This window comes from Pseudoalteromonas galatheae, from assembly GCF_005886105.2.
GTDB classification, from domain to species: Bacteria; Pseudomonadota; Gammaproteobacteria; order Enterobacterales; family Alteromonadaceae; genus Pseudoalteromonas; species Pseudoalteromonas galatheae.
In genome coordinates this window covers 3,154,737-3,172,222 of the sequence record NZ_PNCO02000001.1, presented here as the reverse complement: position 1 = coordinate 3,172,222, position 17,486 = coordinate 3,154,737, and the positions used below count along the sequence as shown (strand labels likewise).

General features: G+C 43.0%; 19 protein-coding genes. 8 read left to right on the top strand and 11 right to left on the bottom strand.

What is annotated here, in order from left to right; all coding sequences use genetic code 11:
• The first annotated feature begins 37 nt into the window (after positions 1-37).
• The 5 genes from CWC29_RS14105 to CWC29_RS14085 all read left to right on the top strand — a co-directional run bounded on the left by CWC29_RS14105 (position 38) and on the right by CWC29_RS14085 (position 4,277).
• Positions 38-757, top strand: a complete 720-nt coding sequence (locus CWC29_RS14105) for a DUF2982 domain-containing protein (protein ID WP_408004175.1) — start codon at positions 38-40, stop codon at positions 755-757.
• A 22-nt stretch (positions 758-779) separates the two neighbouring features.
• The gene (locus tag CWC29_RS14100; RefSeq protein ID WP_102057579.1) at positions 780-1,112 is read left to right on the top strand and encodes a hypothetical protein; all 333 of its coding nucleotides are present in this window, start codon (positions 780-782) and stop codon (positions 1,110-1,112) included.
• Positions 1,113-1,127: 15 nt separating this feature from the next.
• Positions 1,128-2,813, top strand: a complete 1,686-nt coding sequence (locus tag CWC29_RS14095) for an Lcl C-terminal domain-containing protein (RefSeq protein WP_128727662.1) — start codon at positions 1,128-1,130, stop codon at positions 2,811-2,813.
• A 10-nt stretch (positions 2,814-2,823) separates the two neighbouring features.
• Positions 2,824-3,327: an Lcl C-terminal domain-containing protein gene (locus tag CWC29_RS14090; RefSeq protein ID WP_128727663.1), complete on the top strand. Its 504-nt coding sequence runs from the start codon at positions 2,824-2,826 to the stop codon at positions 3,325-3,327.
• Between the two features lie 179 nt (positions 3,328-3,506).
• On the top strand, positions 3,507-4,277 hold the full coding sequence (locus CWC29_RS14085; protein WP_128727664.1) for a YggN family protein: 771 nt from the start codon (positions 3,507-3,509) through the stop codon (positions 4,275-4,277).
• Here the strand turns inward: CWC29_RS14085 and CWC29_RS14080 are convergent.
• The 7 genes from CWC29_RS14080 to CWC29_RS14050 all read right to left on the bottom strand — a co-directional run bounded on the left by CWC29_RS14080 (position 4,272) and on the right by CWC29_RS14050 (position 9,456).
• Positions 4,272-5,105, bottom strand: coding sequence for an amidohydrolase family protein (locus CWC29_RS14080; protein WP_138523683.1), 834 nt, complete (start codon positions 5,103-5,105; stop codon positions 4,272-4,274). The two genes, CWC29_RS14085 and CWC29_RS14080, sit on opposite strands and share 6 nt — an antisense overlap.
• A 14-nt stretch (positions 5,106-5,119) precedes the next feature.
• The gene (locus CWC29_RS14075) at positions 5,120-5,848 is read right to left on the bottom strand and encodes an SDR family NAD(P)-dependent oxidoreductase (RefSeq protein ID WP_138523689.1); all 729 of its coding nucleotides are present in this window, start codon (positions 5,846-5,848) and stop codon (positions 5,120-5,122) included.
• 2 nt (positions 5,849-5,850) lie between these two features.
• Positions 5,851-6,339, bottom strand: coding sequence for an FKBP-type peptidyl-prolyl cis-trans isomerase (locus CWC29_RS14070; protein WP_138523681.1), 489 nt, complete (start codon positions 6,337-6,339; stop codon positions 5,851-5,853).
• Positions 6,340-6,440: 101 nt separating this feature from the next.
• The gene (locus CWC29_RS14065) at positions 6,441-7,937 is read right to left on the bottom strand and encodes a LysM peptidoglycan-binding domain-containing protein (protein WP_235956579.1); all 1,497 of its coding nucleotides are present in this window, start codon (positions 7,935-7,937) and stop codon (positions 6,441-6,443) included.
• 27 nt (positions 7,938-7,964) lie between these two features.
• Positions 7,965-8,945 (bottom strand): hypothetical protein, encoded by a 981-nt coding sequence (locus tag CWC29_RS14060; protein ID WP_138523677.1) that lies wholly within the window; start codon positions 8,943-8,945, stop codon positions 7,965-7,967.
• On the bottom strand, positions 8,945-9,229 hold the full coding sequence (locus CWC29_RS14055) for a cell division protein ZapA (RefSeq protein WP_128727669.1): 285 nt from the start codon (positions 9,227-9,229) through the stop codon (positions 8,945-8,947). Before CWC29_RS14055 ends, CWC29_RS14060 begins: the two co-directional genes overlap by 1 nt.
• On the bottom strand, positions 9,229-9,456 hold the full coding sequence (locus tag CWC29_RS14050; protein WP_045964864.1) for a hypothetical protein: 228 nt from the start codon (positions 9,454-9,456) through the stop codon (positions 9,229-9,231). The genes CWC29_RS14055 and CWC29_RS14050 overlap by 1 nt, the downstream gene beginning before the upstream one ends.
• Positions 9,457-9,690: 234 nt before the next feature.
• Between CWC29_RS14050 and CWC29_RS14045 the strand changes: the two genes are divergently transcribed.
• Both CWC29_RS14045 and CWC29_RS24105 read left to right on the top strand, forming a co-directional pair.
• The gene (locus CWC29_RS14045; protein ID WP_138523676.1) at positions 9,691-10,533 is read left to right on the top strand and encodes a 23S rRNA (adenine(2030)-N(6))-methyltransferase RlmJ; all 843 of its coding nucleotides are present in this window, start codon (positions 9,691-9,693) and stop codon (positions 10,531-10,533) included.
• 137 nt (positions 10,534-10,670) lie between these two features.
• A complete protein-coding gene (locus CWC29_RS24105) occupies positions 10,671-10,922 on the top strand; it encodes a hypothetical protein (RefSeq protein ID WP_138523674.1) in 252 nt (83 codons plus the stop codon).
• Here the strand turns inward: CWC29_RS24105 and CWC29_RS14040 are convergent.
• A complete protein-coding gene (locus CWC29_RS14040; RefSeq protein ID WP_128727672.1) occupies positions 10,883-11,452 on the bottom strand; it encodes a PhnA domain-containing protein in 570 nt (189 codons plus the stop codon). The two genes, CWC29_RS24105 and CWC29_RS14040, sit on opposite strands and share 40 nt — an antisense overlap.
• A gap of 107 nt (positions 11,453-11,559) precedes the next feature.
• Positions 11,560-12,297 (bottom strand): substrate-binding periplasmic protein, encoded by a 738-nt coding sequence (locus tag CWC29_RS14035; protein WP_128727673.1) that lies wholly within the window; start codon positions 12,295-12,297, stop codon positions 11,560-11,562.
• A gap of 209 nt (positions 12,298-12,506) precedes the next feature.
• Here CWC29_RS14035 and CWC29_RS14030 point away from each other — a divergent pair, with 209 nt between their 5' ends.
• A complete protein-coding gene (locus CWC29_RS14030) occupies positions 12,507-13,784 on the top strand; it encodes an EAL and HDOD domain-containing protein (RefSeq protein ID WP_128727674.1) in 1,278 nt (425 codons plus the stop codon).
• A 95-nt stretch (positions 13,785-13,879) separates the two neighbouring features.
• On the opposite strand, the gene CWC29_RS14025 is transcribed toward CWC29_RS14030, so the two are convergent.
• Together CWC29_RS14025 and ppk1 are read right to left on the bottom strand one after the other, a co-directional pair.
• Positions 13,880-15,364 carry a Ppx/GppA phosphatase family protein gene (locus CWC29_RS14025; protein ID WP_128727675.1) on the bottom strand — a complete coding sequence of 495 codons (1,485 nt, stop codon included), beginning with the start codon at positions 15,362-15,364 and terminating at the stop codon, positions 13,880-13,882.
• A gap of 17 nt (positions 15,365-15,381) precedes the next feature.
• Positions 15,382-17,478: a polyphosphate kinase 1 gene (ppk1, locus tag CWC29_RS14020; protein ID WP_128727747.1), complete on the bottom strand. Its 2,097-nt coding sequence runs from the start codon at positions 17,476-17,478 to the stop codon at positions 15,382-15,384.
• Between the last annotated feature and the right edge of the window lie 8 nt (positions 17,479-17,486).

Here is a 17,486-nt window from a genome sequence, read left to right as displayed (position 1 = left end):
AAATTAGTCGCATGGACGATCATCATGTACATCTTTTATGTCTGGTATACCTATGCTTGAAGCAAAACTACGTGCAACTGCCGATAGAAATGGCATTGAATTTATGCTGGTTGGTGCAATTGGTTTGGTTGTGATCATGCTGTTTGTCAACTTGCGTGGTACAGCTATCACCATTGTTGAAATATTTCTTGCCAGCGCTATGTTAGTAGCTATTTTTGTTGGTTTCCTTAAAAGTCAGCAACCATATTTTAGTTTACACTTTACAGAACAAGAGTTTAGGTATGTGCATAAGTATGGAGCTTGGCCGCTATCCGTTGTAAACTTCCACTCTAGTGGCATTCCAAAAGTTCAACAAGGTGTTGAAACACTTGAGTTAAATGCAGTTGGTATTAAACTTAATGATATTGATGCATTTTTATTAAATTTAACACCTCGGCTTGCAGGTAAATTATTGATCGAGCAGCGGCATATTTTTTTACAAGCTGTTAAAATGCATTGCGAAAATGGCAACTGCCCATCTGAATGGTTGATAGAAGAAACCATTTTTCGCTCCAAGGCGGGAAAAGAATATACTGGTTTAATGGCAATGTTTGCAAACCGGATGGATAATTTAAAGACAGTGACGGGATACGACTTGCTGATCCCCGCCACTGCCTTAGACAGGGATATTTGGCAATTTTCAGTCATGTTAAACCGCTGGAAACTTAACCCTAGAGAGGTGGTAAAAGCATTGCTAGAAGAACAAACCACCTATTGAAGATGTAACAGGATACACCAATATGAGCTTAGAAACGGCCTATATTAAAAGCGGGCGTAATACCATTATTCACAAAGAGAAAAAGTTAGATCTTGTGATTGTTAATGGTGAAGCACACCCGAAAATCAAGGTGACTGCAAACGGTTTGGTGCCTTTTAAGGAAGAGCTGCCTAGAAATCGCAGAGAAGCCAAAGAGCGTTATTTAGAGGTTGTTCACGTTTCGAGTATTGATGTGTTTGGTGAAGTGAAACGGTTGTTGTTTATTCAGGCGTTAGACGGTCGAGAATACAAGGTAGATTATAGCAAAGTTGGCACTAAGTTGTTTGTGCGGATACATCAAGAAAGTTATCTATAGTTTATAAGGAATAATATGAATGCATTCAAGGGAAGTTTGGTTGTACTTGCGCTAATTTTAACAGGTTGTGGCGGAGGCTCTGGGAGTGATGAACCGAGCCAAGTCAGCGCATCAGTTAATGCGGGTGCTGATATCCAAGTGACCGAAAAAACGGAAGTTACCTTGAATGCACAAGCATCACCTGCAGGCGGTACCTTTAACTGGCAAGTTATCTCTGGTGCAAACGTCAGTGAATTCCCAATCACGGAGCAACAAGCCGCTTTTGTTGCGCCGGATATCAAAGCTGATGTCAATTTACTTATTCAGGTTGATTATGTAGCGCCTGATGGCAGCCTTGCTAGCGATCAAGTAACGGTTGCGGTAAAGTCTAACAATCAATTACCTAAACCAAGCATTAGCCAAACAGCGCCGGAAACACTGCCAGCCAAATATAAAGATACTATTGTCCTAAGTGGCGCTGGCTCTTCCGATCCTGACGAAAATGGCCAAGTGGTTGCATATCAATGGCAGCAAGTAAGTGGCCCTGCGACAATACAGCCTACAGGGTTAAATACGGCTACTGTGTCTTTTATACATCCCTTGTTGGCTGTCTCTCAGCCGTCAATCTGGCAGTTGACGGTTACCGATGATGAAGGTGGACAAGCTAGTACCCAATTTACCCTTGGGTTACTTGAGAATTCGAATGTGGTAGTGGCAGATGCAGGAAGTGATCAGCAAGTGCAAGAGTTTGACGAGGTAACGCTCGATGGCTCAAACAGCGATACTGTATCTGGCCAGAAACAATGTTTATGGCGACAAGTGACATCGGGTACTCAGGTAGCATTAAGTTCTACTACTGGGTGTTCAACAACCTTTAATGCTCCCGATCAAAATATTTTATCGCAAATGGAATTTGAGCTCACTGTTACTGACTCACAAAATCGCTCGGCTACCGATACAGTACGCATTGATATCGAGAAAAAGCCATTAGGCAAACTAAACGACAGTGGCCAAACCACGTGTTATAACAATACGGATGTGATCACCTGTAGCATGACGCAGTTTACGGCTCAAGATGCGCAGCGTGGACGTGATTATTTTGCCACTCAGGTGGCGAAAGAGGGCAGTGGTCGAGCTGGGTTTGACTTCACCAAACTAAATCGCTTTGCAGATGAGTTGCCTGATGACGCCACTGACTTTGCTTGTGTTCGTGATAACGTCACAGGGCTTATTTGGGAAGTGAAAGAAGCAAGTGCAGGTACATTACCAAATACTTCTTCTCGCAATGCACAAAATAGTTATACCTGGTATGTTGAGGTAGATGGAACGGTTGCTGAGGGGAGTGTTCAGGCCGCAGCAAATACGATCTGCCCACAGGATAATCACTGTGGTATTCAAGCTTTGATTGATGAGGTGAACAACCCCGCAGTTGGAGAGCAAAGTTACTGTGGCGGTAACAATTGGCGCTTACCAACTTATATGGAACTACTTGGGCTATTAGATTACGGCAGTACAGGCACTGCGGTGATAGATGAAGCGTTTTTCCCTAATTTACCTAGTGCAGCCACACTTGGCCATCGTTATTTCTGGACTTTGCAGTCAAGCTTAGATGGGACTGGCGGCACGCTTAGAAGGGCTTATGTTATTGACATGGATACTGGCAATGATTTTGCCGTAGAAAAGTCTAGCAGCGCATTTGTTAGGTTAGTAAGAAACCCCTAGGGAGCGTCGTATGAAGATCATTGCAATTACATTATTTACCTCGTCACTCGCTGCTGTCTGCCAAGCGCAAACTTGCGTCGGTACAGGCTCCAATACCAGTCGCTATACGGTAAATAGCAATGGCACAGTGCTTGATAGCCAAACTGGATTAATGTGGCAGCGCTGCAACTTTGGGCAAAGTTATAACGCTACTTCTCAAAGCTGTGAAGACAACGCTCAGCAACTGACTTGGCGGCAGGCATTAGTGGTTGCCAACGAAGACCAGTTTGCAGGGTTTACCGACTGGCAAGTGCCTAACGTTAAAGAGCTTGCTAGTATTGTGTACCATGAATGCGTCACTCCAGCGATAAATATAACGATATTTCCAACGACCAAAAGTAATAATTACTGGTCTGCAACAACCCAAGCAGGGCAACCTCAGTTCGCTTGGGTGTATCAGTTTGCTGATGGTAAAAATAATCCAACCATTAAAACTGCGGATGCTTTTGTCAGGTTAGTGAGGTACTACCAATAGACCTTATTAGTAGTATTGCTACTGCTTTTGATCTTCATGCGTATGGATCTCTAATATTACCAGCCAGACATAGCTTGTTACTTTCATCTGTCTAAAATGGCTTTGGGATTGTTTGATCTTTTGGTACTCTCCTGAAGCATCCCTTTTTCCCGTCTTACATTCTGCATATAGGAGGCCATATGAATCGATTACTCAGCGCGATAGCCTTGTTTTGTGCTGTATTGACGTCTCCTGTACACGCTAAAAATAAGTGCGATGTTGAACTTGGTCACGGCCTCATCATTACGGATAACGAAATTCGTATCGTTGATGATGGTCAAACCCGAATTCAAATCAACAATGATAGTCAGCTTTTTATTTTAGGCCGCTGGATTGAGTTAGATCAGGAAGGGGAGGAAGTTGTGCGCGAGTATTCTATAGGAATACGGGATACCGTTCCTGAGCTGGTTAATCTGGCGACCGATGGCGTAAACCTTGGGTTGAGTGCGATTGAGCAAGTGGTTGAGGGGATGTCTGACAAAGAACCTGAAGTGCTCAAAACGCAGTTGCAATACGTTGAACGTGCGTTGATGGATAAGTTTAAGCGTGGAGATGATTTCTTTTTTATCGCACCACAGTCACTTTCTAAAATTGATGATTTTTTTACTAAAGAGATCAGCCAAAAAATTCACTCTGCTGTTCATGGTTCGTTGGGCTCCATTTTAGTCTCTTTAGGGGATGCGTTTAAATCTCGCGAAGGGAATATCGAAGACCGTATTAACGATATGGGACAACGGATGGAGATTATTTCGAAAGAGATAGATAAATCCCTGCAGAAAAAAGCCCATCAATTAGAAGAGAAAGCGGCGGAATATTGCGAGTGCTTAAACACCTTAGATCAAACGGAAGAAAAACTGCAGCGCATAGTACCTGAGCTAGTTGCTTACGATCTTGTCCAGATCCGCTCATAATCCATAACAACTTTTTGCATTGTCTCGGCTGAGCTTATGCCAAGTTGACGATATACCTATCACGTCTAAAAAACCCTGCCATATTTGCCAATAGCTTTTTTGCATAAGAGAAACTGGATAATTTGAACCCAGCATTAGGCTCTCTTCTCCAGCATGTGTTATTAAGTGAGTAAGCCACTCAGAGAGCGTTAGTGGGCTTGCTAACATTTCGAGGCCAGAGCACTTGATCATGACGTTGTTAAGCGCTCCAATGCGCCTTAATATATCTGTACAAGGGCTGGTGGCGTCAATAAACCCCGCATGGTTAAATACGATTTTAAGGTCAGCTTCTTGCTCGGCAAGTCGTAATAAAAGGTCGACTTTTTCGCTTTGCTTAAATTCTAATTGCGCCTCAAAATGTAGTCCATGCTCGGCAAGATAGGTGAGATTTTCGTGCACGAAAGGTGCGGATAAACGTTGGCTGTCACTGCCCTCGGTGATGTCTCTTATCGCCACGAGATGAGGGTGTGTTAAACCCGTTATGGCAGCGCTAAATTGCCCAGGCGTAGCGTTAATTGGTGCGTAACCCACGGCTTTAAAAGGAAAGCTTCCTAATTCTTGATTTAACCAGTGTAACTCGTTGATGGGGTGTTGATTATCAAAGCCAGCTTCCATATGGACTAAGGCTTCGAGTGTAAACTGTGAATGTTGGGGCAGACTAGTGAGGGTATGGTTCTGTCTTATTTTTTCTAGGTTAGGCCAAGCGGGCGGGTTGTGCTTGAGCCAAGAATATTGTCCTAACGTTAAATCGAAAAAGTGTAGGTGGCTATCAATAATTCTCAGGCTCATCAAGTATTTCCTTTTTATTTTGCGGTATAACCACCATCAATACTCTGTAGGCTACCTGTAATAAAACTCGCATCCTCACTCAGTAAGAAAGCGACCAACGCTGCAACCTCTTGCGGTTGCCCTAATCTACCCAATGGCTGCAACTGAGCTTCTTCTGCAACGATTTCTGCTTTATCAGCCCCGCTGCGCGCGCAATAATTGTCAATGGCATGATGGAATAACGGAGTTTCAATTGTGCCAGGACATACTGCATTCGCGCGAATGTTAAATTTGGCGTAATCCAATGCTGTGGTTTTCGCCATCGAAGCAAGCGCACATTTAGACAGGTTATAAGCGAAGGAGTTAGGTTTACCAATAACTGCCTGATCCGAAGACATCAATACAATGCTACCGCTACCTTGTGATTTCATGCTTGGTAATACGGCTTGAATGGCAGCGTAAGCACCTTTGACATTCAATGCAAAAAGGGCGTCGAGTGTGGCTTCGTCGGTATCTTCGATTGTTGCACTCAGATGTTTCCCCGCGTTTGAAACAAGCGCATCTATTTGCCCTGCCTCTGAGACAATATCTGCAATTGTTGCTTTTACATCGGCGACTTTGCTGACGTCACAATGACGAAAAATGCCTTGTTCACTGGGCTGAATATCGAGGTTATAAACAGTGTACTGTTGCGATAGCAGCTTGTTGACAATGGCGGCGCCAATGCCAAAGCTGCCGCCGGTAACGATGGCAACTTTATTCATCATTAGTGTCCGCAGCCGCCAGCAGCATGCACGTGACCATGTGAAATTTCTTCTGCAGTTGCTTCGCGTACAGAAAGGATCTCAACATTAAAGGTTAATGTTTTGCCTGCAAATGGGTGGTTTAAGTCACAATCGGCATTGAAGCGTCCTACTTTTACTACCTTTACTTGATGACGACCTTGGTTTGAATCGACAATAGCAGTCATGCCTGGCTTCCAAACTTTGCTGTCACCAAGACCTTGAAGGTGCTTAATAGGAATACGCTGTACTAAACCTTCTTGATATTCACCATAGGCTTGCTCTGGTGTTAGAGTTACCGTAAAGCTATCGCCACCGGTTTTACCTTCAAGTTCACTTTCAAGACCCGGTAGCATGCCTTCAGTGCCGTGCAGGTAGTTTAGTGGCTCGCCTTCTTTGCTTGACTCAATTTGGCTGTCACCTTCGTGAAGTGTGTAGTGAAACTCTACCACTGTATTCTTTGCAATTTGCATAAGTAAACCTTAAATAAATAGTATTCGGTGATGCCATTTAGCATCCACCTGTAAAGCGTGTAGTTTACGTGAGTGCGCTTCTTGGACGCAAGCCTATCCAATTAATTTGGGCTTTCACTTTGTTTTGGCTTGCCATAGCGCAGTATGGATTGGATAGCTTCAACGCTAGAGATGGATGAACTAGCTGGATGAGTCTTATTGCTTTTTGGCGCAGCGGGTGCCGGTAAAAACACCATTAGTACCTTGCCTGGTTTTAATAGGGTTTGTGCAGTGAGTGAATTCCAATTTAATAAGTCTTTTACCGCGACCTTGTAGTGACGGCTGATAGTCCACAATGACTCACCTTGTTTTATGGTGTGGTGATGTTCCACTTGAGGTATGGGTTTAGCTTTTATTTCTTGAATATAAGGGCTTACGTCGTAGTCGACGAGTAAATCTAATTGCTCATTACTCTCTGATACTAATAGCTTTTCACCGACTCGGATTAAATCGGAAGTCTTATTGTTTAGTGCTTTTAGTGCATTTACGCTCATCCCCGCATTTAATGCGATGCGGTAGAGTGTGTCGTTAGCTTTTACGGTGTAGCCTTGGCTGAAGTTCTCCCTGAAAAATGCACTTTTCAATAATGCTTGCTCAGATAATGGTAATAACACTTTGTGCGGCCCGTTTGGAGAGCTTCTATGTTTTAAGATCCCTTGATTGAGTGCGTATAATTGACGCTTTTTGATACCACTGAGTTTAGCCAGTTGGTTGACGTCAAATTGCTGCCCAATATCAAGTATCGACGTAGTGGCCTTGTTGGGCAAACTTGGTATTTTAAAACCCCTGGGTGAGGTTTTTAGTAAGTGGCTGAGCGCTAAGAGTTTAGGTACGTAGTCAGCGGTTTCTTTTGGTAATGTTAAATGCCAAAAGTGGGTCGACTTTCCTGCTTTTCTATTTTTTGCGATGGCTTTTTTGACGCGCCCTTCACCGCTATTGTAGGCCGCAAGCGCATGTAACCAGTCGCCATCAAAGCGTTCATGCAAATACAGTAAATAATCAAGCGCAGCGTCGGTCGATGCTAACACATCCTGTCGACCGTCATACCATTCGTCTTTCTTTATGCCGAAATGGTAGGCAGTGGCATCCACAAGCTGCCAAACTCCCACCGCATTTTGTTGCGATTTGGCTTTTGGCCTAAAGTCGCTTTCGACAAATGGGAGCAATGCGATTTCAATTGGAAGGCCTTTTCGCTCGACCTTTTTTACTACGTGATAAAAATAAGGGGCGGCACGCCTATTTACCACATTGAGGTAATTAGGCTGTGATAAATACCATTTTATGCGCTTATTTAGCCTTGGGTGGGATGTAGTATTAAAACTGAGCTTTTGGCGTATGTGTTGCCATAAATCATCGTCTCTGAGAGGGGCTTTAACGGTAGTGACTTTAGGTGGCTTTGCCTTGACTAAAGCAGGAGGCGAGACTGGTTTTTCTGCGGGCACTTGAGTGAGAGCCGACAAAATGGCTTGCCTGCTCACCTGTGGACTGCTGCTGCTTTTACATCCAGCGAGCATAGCTAATAATATTAACCCACTCAGTTGTATTAATACTCTGTTCATCCCTTAACTATACCGAGAGGTTAAGTTTTATTCAAAATTTCTTTGCTGCTGAAAGTGTTGCCACTGTAATAACGCGCGTTGCTGCATGTGTTTATCTGGATATAGAATACTTATTTTTTCAACCACTTGCTGAGTGTCTTGTAACTCTAATAAAGCCAAAAATTGTGCTGGAGTGAGCAGCATTTCTGATCGATAGGGTTTTCCTGTTGCGGGTAATATCCAATCAAGTGCATAGCGATTAAAGTGCGTAATCGCTTGCTGCCACTGTGTAGTATGCGGTAAATGCGCAAGGGGAATCTGATCCACGCTATAACCTGCTATCAACCCTCGGTATTTTGGCAGATAAACACTGATGTCATGACCGCTAAATCCCGTGACTTGAGTAAGCTCAACCACCAAACCTCCTAGTTCCACAGCTTTAGGAGCGTTACCTATGGCTTTACTTGATGGGGCTTGTGAGGCGAGCTTGGACCATGTTGCAATCCTGCTTTTTGCCAATGTAAGCTTAGCTTGCCACTTTGGTTGTTCACTTGCCTTAAGAGATGTGATTCGCTTGTCACTTAACGCTACGCTTTGGCCAAAAAGCTCAAGTTGTGAGTGAAAGGTTGCCTTCAATTCGGTAGCTGATATTGCCGTTGGGCTTAGCCATTGCATATTGGGATAAGCATGTTTGAGTAACACAACGCTGGTGTCTTGTTTGATATCTGAATGCAAAGACACTACGTAACAAAGAGGAACAGTTAGACGCTTTTTTAGTTCAATAATTAAGGCTTCAGAGGTGACAAGGTCGCCATGTATGGATGCCAGTAGCGCACACTGCTTGCCAATAATAAGAGCTTGGTTAGGCTGCAAAGCACGATTTTTTCCTTGGATAAAATAAACCGCATCATTGACTTTGTGGAACTGGTTTAAGCTGGCGGCGATACTTTGAAAACTCACCGCCATTAAAATAATAGCCCAAATTAGAGAGGTGCTACGTAAGATAGTTTTGCTCCAGTATTTAGGCATTATTCGCCTGCTGGCAGCACTAACTTGTCGATGAGCGTGGAAACGAACTCTGCGTCTTGCTGTTGCTTTGCTTCCAATGCTTGTAAATCATGACAAAGGTGTAGGGCTGCGAGTAGTAATGCATTGTGATCATTGCGAACGGTTGAGCGTTTACGCATTTCTTCTACCCGTCGGTCTAAAAGCGCTACGGCACTATGCAGCGCTTCTTCTTGATCTGGCGCACATGCAAATTGATGTGACTTGCCAAGTAACGTCACTGTCACTTGGTTATTCTGCTCAGACATTAGCTAGCCTGTTGTGTTTGCAACTTATCAAGTAGGCCAGACAAAGATGAACTAAATTCTTTTTGCTTTTCTTCGCTTTCTAGCATTTCAAGCTGTAGGGTTTCATTTTCATCGATGAGTTTTTGATTTTGTTCTTTCAGTGCCGAAACTTCCGTTTTTAATTGGTTATTTTGGCTCAAAAGTTGGTCAATCAACTGGTCGAGTTTTTGGAGATCTTGGTTATTCATTAATGCGCTCATATGACTGTGATTTGTCATGCAAATGTAAAACAAAGCGGCTAAGGATGCTAGTGTTTACGCGACTTTCTGCTGATTTTTCTCAACTTTTAAGAGATAATGCCGATATTGGAATATTTTGTTCAGAAGTGATTCAGTCTAAAGTTAAAAATTGATGAATCATTGCTCAAATTTAGCTCAGGTTTATTTCACCTGTGTTGTTATTATTTTTATCAAGGCGGGGTTATGCTCAGTTACCGACATTCTTTTCATGCAGGAAACCCTGCCGATGTGATCAAACATTTAGTATTGGCAGAAGCTTTGTCATACATGGCTAAAAAAGATAAGCCATATGATTACGTGGATACGCACTCTGGCGCTGGTTTTTTTGAGCTAGCGAGCAGTGATGCACAAAAAACTCAGGAGTATCTGCAAGGCATCGCTAAGCTGTGGAATTATTCAGGATCCGTGTCGGCAATTAGCGATTATGTGGCATTAATAAAGTCATTTAACGAGGATGATAAATTAAGCCATTATCCCGGTTCTCCTAAGGTGGCGGAGCATTTCTTACGCCGTCAAGATAATGGCTGGTTTTTTGAGCTACACCCAAAAGATCTAGAGCTGTTAAAGCAAAATACGGCACATAAAAAGTCACTACGCGTCACTGGGAGTGACGGTTTTAAAGGACTATTAGGATTGGTGCCACCAGCTTCGCGTAGAGCCTGCGTGCTAATGGACCCTCCTTATGAGATCAAATCCGATTATGATGTTGCGGTCAAAAGCATCATAAAAGCGCACAAAAAGTTTGATTCCGGCGTCTATATGATCTGGTATCCCGTTGTTGACCGTGAACGTATTGATGCCATGGAGTCGAGCCTGATTGAATCCGGAGTACGTAATATTCAAGTGTTTGAACTTGCTACCCGCGCAGATACTCAAGAGCGAGGCATGACGGCTTCTGGAATGATAGTGATCAATCCGCCTTGGACCTTAAAGAAAACCATGGATAAAGTGTTGCCAGAGCTGGTTTCGTTACTGGCTGAGGATGATGGTGCGTTTTATCGCAGCATTCAATTAGTAGAAGAATAGTAAAAATAAACTGCTAAGCTATCTAGGGCCTGTTTACCTTTCAAGTTTGTTTTTGCAGCAGTTTGATTGGTATTTGTACAAGGCAGAGCCTGCGTAGCATAGTTATTCTATGTGAGTCAGGCGAGAACACAGTAGAAATGCTAATCAAGCGCTGCCCTTTGGGTTCACCTGAGTGCGCTTTGTTCATTGTTGCTCAACTTTTGCCTAGATTACTAGGCGGCAAGTCGAGCGTCGCGACCAAAGCACACTTAGGAGAACAAAAATCAAACAGCAAAGATCAACAGGCCCTAGTCGATAAGATCTTGAAGAGGCTTAGCAGTTTATCTTGGGGCGTGTTAGCTTGCGCTAGTTATTTTTTAACAAACTTCGTTAAAATAACGATGTTTTGACCTTCTACACGGCCTTCAATATGCTCTGGGTTTGAAGGCGAAAGGCGAATGTTACGTACCGCAGTGCCGCGTTTTGCAACTAGGCTACTACCTTTCACATCCAAGTCTTTAATCAAAGTCACTGTGTCACCAGCACTCAGTTTCACCCCGTTACTGTCTAAATGAACAAGGTCTTCATCCTCTGCAAGTACTTGATCAGCCCATGCTCGAGTCTCATCTTCAAGATATAGCATGTCTAATGCATCTTGAGCCCAGCCATTATCCGGCGCAAGGCGCTTAAGCATACGGTAGGCAACAACCTGAACAGCAGGAACTTGGCTCCACATACTATCGTTTAAACAGTGCCAATGGTTGGCTTCGATATCCTGTTGACCTTCAACCTGTGGTTTGCACTGGCTACAAAGATAAACACATTTGTCAGAATGCGCCTCGGCGACTGGTGGTACTTCGTATACTTCGAGACCATCTGTTGAGGTACATAGCTCACATTGATTGTTACTGCGCTCAGCAAGCGCGGCAGCGATAGTCATAATGATTTCCCAAGCTGTAAAAGCGGTATTATACCAAATGCGTCCGTTGGTGCTCAATTTACGGGAAGGATTTATGGATATAACTTGATCTGTGTCTAGAGCTGAGGTTATCTGCCACCTTTAGCGTGTATAGGTAGTTGTGATATATACTGCTGTTCTATTTTTTCAATTTCACCAGAGTGCTTAAGTTGTGTGATAGCTTGATTTATCCGCTTAAGTAATCCTTGGTGCTTAGCTAACAGGCGTAGCTGCAACATCCCTTCTGAATGTAGCTGGTTGAAGCTAAAAGTAATACCAAGTTGTTCTGACCAATATAATGCGGGTAAATCACCAATGATAATATGTTCAATTCGGCGTAAGTTTAGTGCCTGCAGTAGTTCTTTCTCGGATGCGAAATCAACCCGCTCGAATATTTGATCATCATGGTAGTAGTAGCCTCTCACTGTACCAACTTCGATACCTGATAGGGTTAATACCGGTGGTTGAGACTGACGAGTAACAACATACTCTTTAATAGGTAGAATGGGGTCTGAATAAATAAATCTATCATCTTGCTTTTGCTGTTCGTTCAACCAATCTGGGCTGATAATATCAAAATCAATTTGCTGCTTTTCTAAATAAAAGTTAGTACGCTTAGCTGGGAGAAGTAAGTTTTCGCCTTTGATGTTTGCCTTTACCAAAATGGCTTCCACCATTTCAGGCAAGATCCCCGGTGCATCTTCGTTGTGAGTAAAATAAGGGTAAAAGCTTCCCGAGCCACTTAAACTGTACTTTAAGTAGGGGGCTTTTTCTGCCTTAGCAAAACCAGCAAAGGCGAGTAACCAGACTATTAAAACTTGCTTCATGAAACCATCTTAGCTTAACTTTTCTTAGACAGGCAAGCTACTGGCGTTCTGTGAATTAAAAGCCTATTCTTTATAAGGAGTTAGTTTACTAAGTTAGTAACTTTTGGTTATAAGTGTTGTAAAATAGCGAAACTTTTTTATTGCTCGGGGCGTTACCATATTATACGCTCCTTGGTACGTGGTTTCCTTTTACCTTATAAAGGATACGAATGTTAATGAGTGGTCCGGTGACTGAAGTACGTAAATCAGCAGTGCAGTATATTGCGCGACAGGCCATTTTGCGGCCAGATCAAGAAGTCTTTGCCTATGAGCTGCTCTATAGAGATTCAGACAACAATGCTTTTCCGGTTGGGGTAAGTGATGGGCAAGCGACCGGGCGAATGTTTTTTAATTCTCTAATGTTTATTGGTGTAGACCGTTTGGCTGCTGGGCAGCTTGCCTTTATAAACCTATCCGACGAGTCGCTACTGCAAGAACTGCCTAGCTTGTTAGCACCACTAAAAATTGTGGTGGAAATTGTTGAGCGTTCTAAAGACATACCGTCTTTGGTGCATATGGTGACTAAGTTAACAGAAAAAGGTTACCGATTTGCGCTAGATGACTACGACGGTACGTCAAAGTGGGATCCGTTGCTGCCGCTCATGGAATTCGTCAAAATTGAAGTTGAGCAGCCAATTATAAAAACCAATATGACGGTAAAAAAGCTCAAGCGTCAGTATCCAGATATTAAGGTTATTGTTGAACGTATCGAAACGAAAGAAGAGTTCGAGATCATCAAATCCTCTGGAGCAGACTTTTTCCAAGGCTTCTTTTTCGCCAAACCTGAAATGCTAAATCATGGCAATGTGGAACCGTCGAAAATGGTGGTATTTCAGCTGCTACAAGCCACAGCCAGAAAGTCTTTATGTTTTAAAGAAATACAAACAAGAGTAAGTAAAGATCTAAGTTTAACAGCACGATTATTAAAGCTTGCGAACGCTAAAGCTGGTGAAGACAAGTTAGAAATTAAATCTATTTCCCAGGCAGTTGTGTATTTAGGTGAAGACGCAATTAGGCAGTTTGTTAAAGTACTCGCGCTGAGCGAATTGGGTTCTGACAAACCCAGTGAGCTGACAAGAATGGGATTAACCCGTGCTAAGTTTGTGGAAACATTCTTGATGCCAGGGGGCGAGGAAATGGCAGAAACTGGCTATTTGCTTGGCTTGATGTCTATCCTTGATGTGATACTTGATGTGGAGCTTTCTGTTATTGCAGCGGAATTTTCTCTCGATGGTTCGCTTTCCAGTGCTTTGTTGAGTTACCAAGGTTTACTTGGTGGAGCACTACGTTTGGCGTTCGAGATTGAGCGTAATGACTGGCAAGAGGCCGAGCTTATTTTGCAAGCTATTCGACCTGCAACACCGACCAATTATCTCTATGATATGGCGCTTTCTAGTCGAGCCTACGCAGATGAAATCCTCTCTATTGTGGCTGGTGAAGAACAGTAATTCTGGTCTTACAAAGTGAAAAGGTAAGTAACCTGAACTGCGGATACTTAACGCCGTTTAGTAGCCTATTTCAGCGCTAACGGTATTAATATTATTTATCCAAAGCTCAGGTTAAACTGAATACCTATTGTTTTTAAATAGTTTTGTTCTTGCTCTAAATCTGCTTGAAACAGCGAGTGTGACTCTAGCCACTCAGTTGCGATGTGAAGTATCAAGGCGTTATCAACAGCTGTAATACTTAATTCGGGAAGTTGATCCTGTTGGCGTTTTTGGTTCACTAAAACGCTGAGACGAAACACCGCCAAAACACGGTTAAAGTGGGTTAGATCTGTATCGATTAACTCCGTTAACTCTGGCATTTTTATCTTTTTTCGATAAAAGCGTACAAGTGCACTTAGCCTTAATTGCTGGGCTTGAGTAAAGCCTGGAAGTTGACTGTGCCTGACAATATAAGCGCCGTGTTTATGCATGCCGGAAGAGTTAATGGCGAGCCCAACTTCGTGGAGTTTTGCTGCCCAACATAACATTTCGACATCATAAGAGGATAGTTGCCAGTGCTCTTTTAGCTGAGTGGTAAAAAGTTTGATGGTTTCACAAATATTCTCGGCATGTTGCTTATCAATATTATAGTGATCGCTGAACGTGTTAATTGTGCGGGTACGAATATCAAACTCGTCGGTTTGATGCATTTCAAACAATAACCCTTCTCGCAATGCATATTCACTAAGGCGCATGCGCTCAAGTCCTAACTGCCTAAACAGTGCTATCAGTACGGCAAGGCCGCCAGCGATACTGGTTTTTCGTTCCTCTGGTAGTGCTTTTAAGGAGACGTTGTCTATGTGCTCAGCATCAATAAATAACTGCTTAATTTGCTCCAAAATCGGCAGGGTAATTTCATCGGCTTCAGTGAGCTCGTGAGCCATGGCCGCAATCGCCTTAATAGTACCAGAAGTACCGATAACGGTATTCCAGCCGAGTCGTAAGTAGCTCGCGGTAATACTCTCAATTTGTTGCTCTGCTTTTATTTCTGCTTTTTTGAATCGCTTTGTAGATAGCTTACCATCAGCAAAGTAGGCTTTTTGCATGGTCACGCAGCCCACATTGCGACTACTTAACAGCTTGTGTGTAAGGTGCTGACCAATAACCAACTCGGTGCTGCCTCCACCGATGTCGATAACCAAACGGTTGTGACTATCATGTTCATGGTTGGCGACCCCTTGGTAAATAAGACGAGCTTCTTCTTGGCCTGAAATCACATTGATTGGATATGGAAAAACTTGTTTTGCCTTAGCAAGAAAATAATTAAGGTTTTTGCAGTTTCGCAGTGTATAGGTTGCCACTACTTGCACGGACTCTTTCGGAAAATCATGTAGTGTCGTCGCAAATTGTGAGAGGGTATCCAATGCTCTGGCGATCGCGTCATCACTTAAATTAAAATCGTCATCAAGGCCCGCGGCCAAGTAAACACGTTGTTTTTCTTTATGGAGGAGTTGAAGGCGACCATCTACTTCTCTTGCTACAACAAGGTGAAAACTATTTGAACCTAAGTCCACTGCGGCAATAGAAGGGTAGTCGCGCATATATTCTTCCTCAACGGTTATTCTTTCGCTTCATTTAATTGGTGCAACTCCCATTTTTTTAAATGGTCATAAATCGCGATCTGAGAGCGAATTTTTTTACGGTTACCTCGGCGAACGTACAGATTCTTCTGTTCGGCGTCAATAACTCTGGCTTTGGTGCGATCTTTAAATTGCAATTCAATAATATCGATAATTAGTTTCTTCAAATGATCGGCATAAATAGGCGTGCCGACTTCAACACGATGGTCAAGGTTACGGGTCATCCAGTCCGCTGAGGAAATATAGACCTTGGGGTCACCGTTGTTGTCGAAAATCATCACTCGCGGGTGTTCTAAGAAACGATCGACGATGCTAATGATCTTTATATTATCGCTAAACTGTGCAAGGCCCGGTACAAGGGCACACATACCTCGCACGATGAGGCGGATCTTGACGCCTTTGCGTGATGCTTCGTAAAGCTTATCAACGAGCTGCTTGTCAACTAAGTTATTGATTTTAATTGTTACTTTTCCTGTTCGTCCTTGCTCTGCATGAGTTATCTCTTCATCGATCAACTCGACAATTCGACTACGTGCATTGATGGGGGAAATCATCAGGTGTTCGAATTTAAACGGCAGGTAACTACTCTCAATAAAGCGAAACACACTATCGCATTCTTCCGTAATATCGGGGTGTTTGGTAAACAGACTGAAATCAGTATAAATCCGAGCCGTTTTTTCGTGGAAGTTACCCGTACCTATGTGTGCATATTTGACGATTTTGCCTTTTTCTCTACGGTGAACCACACAAAGCTTACTATGGACCTTGAGCGCCGGTATGCCAATCATGACTTTAATACCGTATTCACTCATGAGTTTTGCCCACTCAATATTGTTTTGCTCGTCGAAACGTGCTTTTAATTCAACCATCACGGTCACTTTTTTGCCGTTCTTTGCTGCATTGATCAATGAGCCTATCAAGCGAGATTGCTTGGCAACTCGATATATGTTGACCTTGATTTGTGTCACCCTAGGATCAAATGCTGCTTGGCGGATATATTCCAGCATGTGGTTAAAGGTATGATAAGGGTAATACAGTAAAATATCCTGAGTAGAAATCGCGCGAAAGACGCTACTGTATTTTGAAAAAGCTGCACTTTTAAGCGGCGGCAATGGCTTATTTTCTAGGTAACCACGTCCAACGTTTGGAAAAGAAATAAAATCTCTGAAATTGCGATATCTACCACCAGGGATCATGGCATCTTGGCCTGTCACTCCCAAGCGTTTTTTCATCAACTTTAACATTTCTTCAGGCATTGATTCTTCGTATACCAAGCGTACAGGCTCAGCATATAAGCGCTGTTTGAGACCTTTTGACATGGTATCTAACACGCCTTCTTCAAGCTCGTCATCTAAGTTGTACTCTGCGTCACGAGTGAGCTTCATCGAGTAGGCTTCAATGCGCTCAAATTTGAAGAAGCTCTTAAACACATCGGCAATAAAGAATCGAATAACGTCATCAAGCAACACAATTGTTTTATGCCTTCTGGTTTTTTCCGGTGGCAGCTGGACAAAGCGGTTCAGACGGTCAGTGGGAACTTCTAAAAAGGCATGATGCTGCTTCTCACCATTTAACTCCACAAATAGGTGGGTCATGGTGTCATTGATATTATCCGAATAGTCTTTGCTTTCGTTAATCATCATTGGCAATAGGTGAGGCAGTACTTGGTCCTTAAAGTAGTTAGCCAACCAATTCTTGTGGAAATCCGATAGCGCGTCTGGTTGCTTAATATGGATATGATGCTCATTTAAATCGATGAGGATCTGGTCATAAATAGCACTAAATTTTTTACCCAGTTCCAATACCTTTTTTTGAATGTCAGCGAGCAGTGCTTCATCTTCGTCGAAATTGGTATCAGGGAGGTTATTTAATAAGATACGACGCTTTACATCCGCTACACGAACTTGGAAAAATTCATCCAAGTTATTGGAAAATATGCCAAGAAACCGGATCCGCTCAATGATCGGGTTGGTTGAGTCCTTGGCTTCTTGTAACACGCGTTCGTTAAAAGAGAGCCAGCTTAATTCTTTGGCAAAGTACGTGATAGTTTTATGCTCTGGAGATACGGCCTGCATGGTTCTTT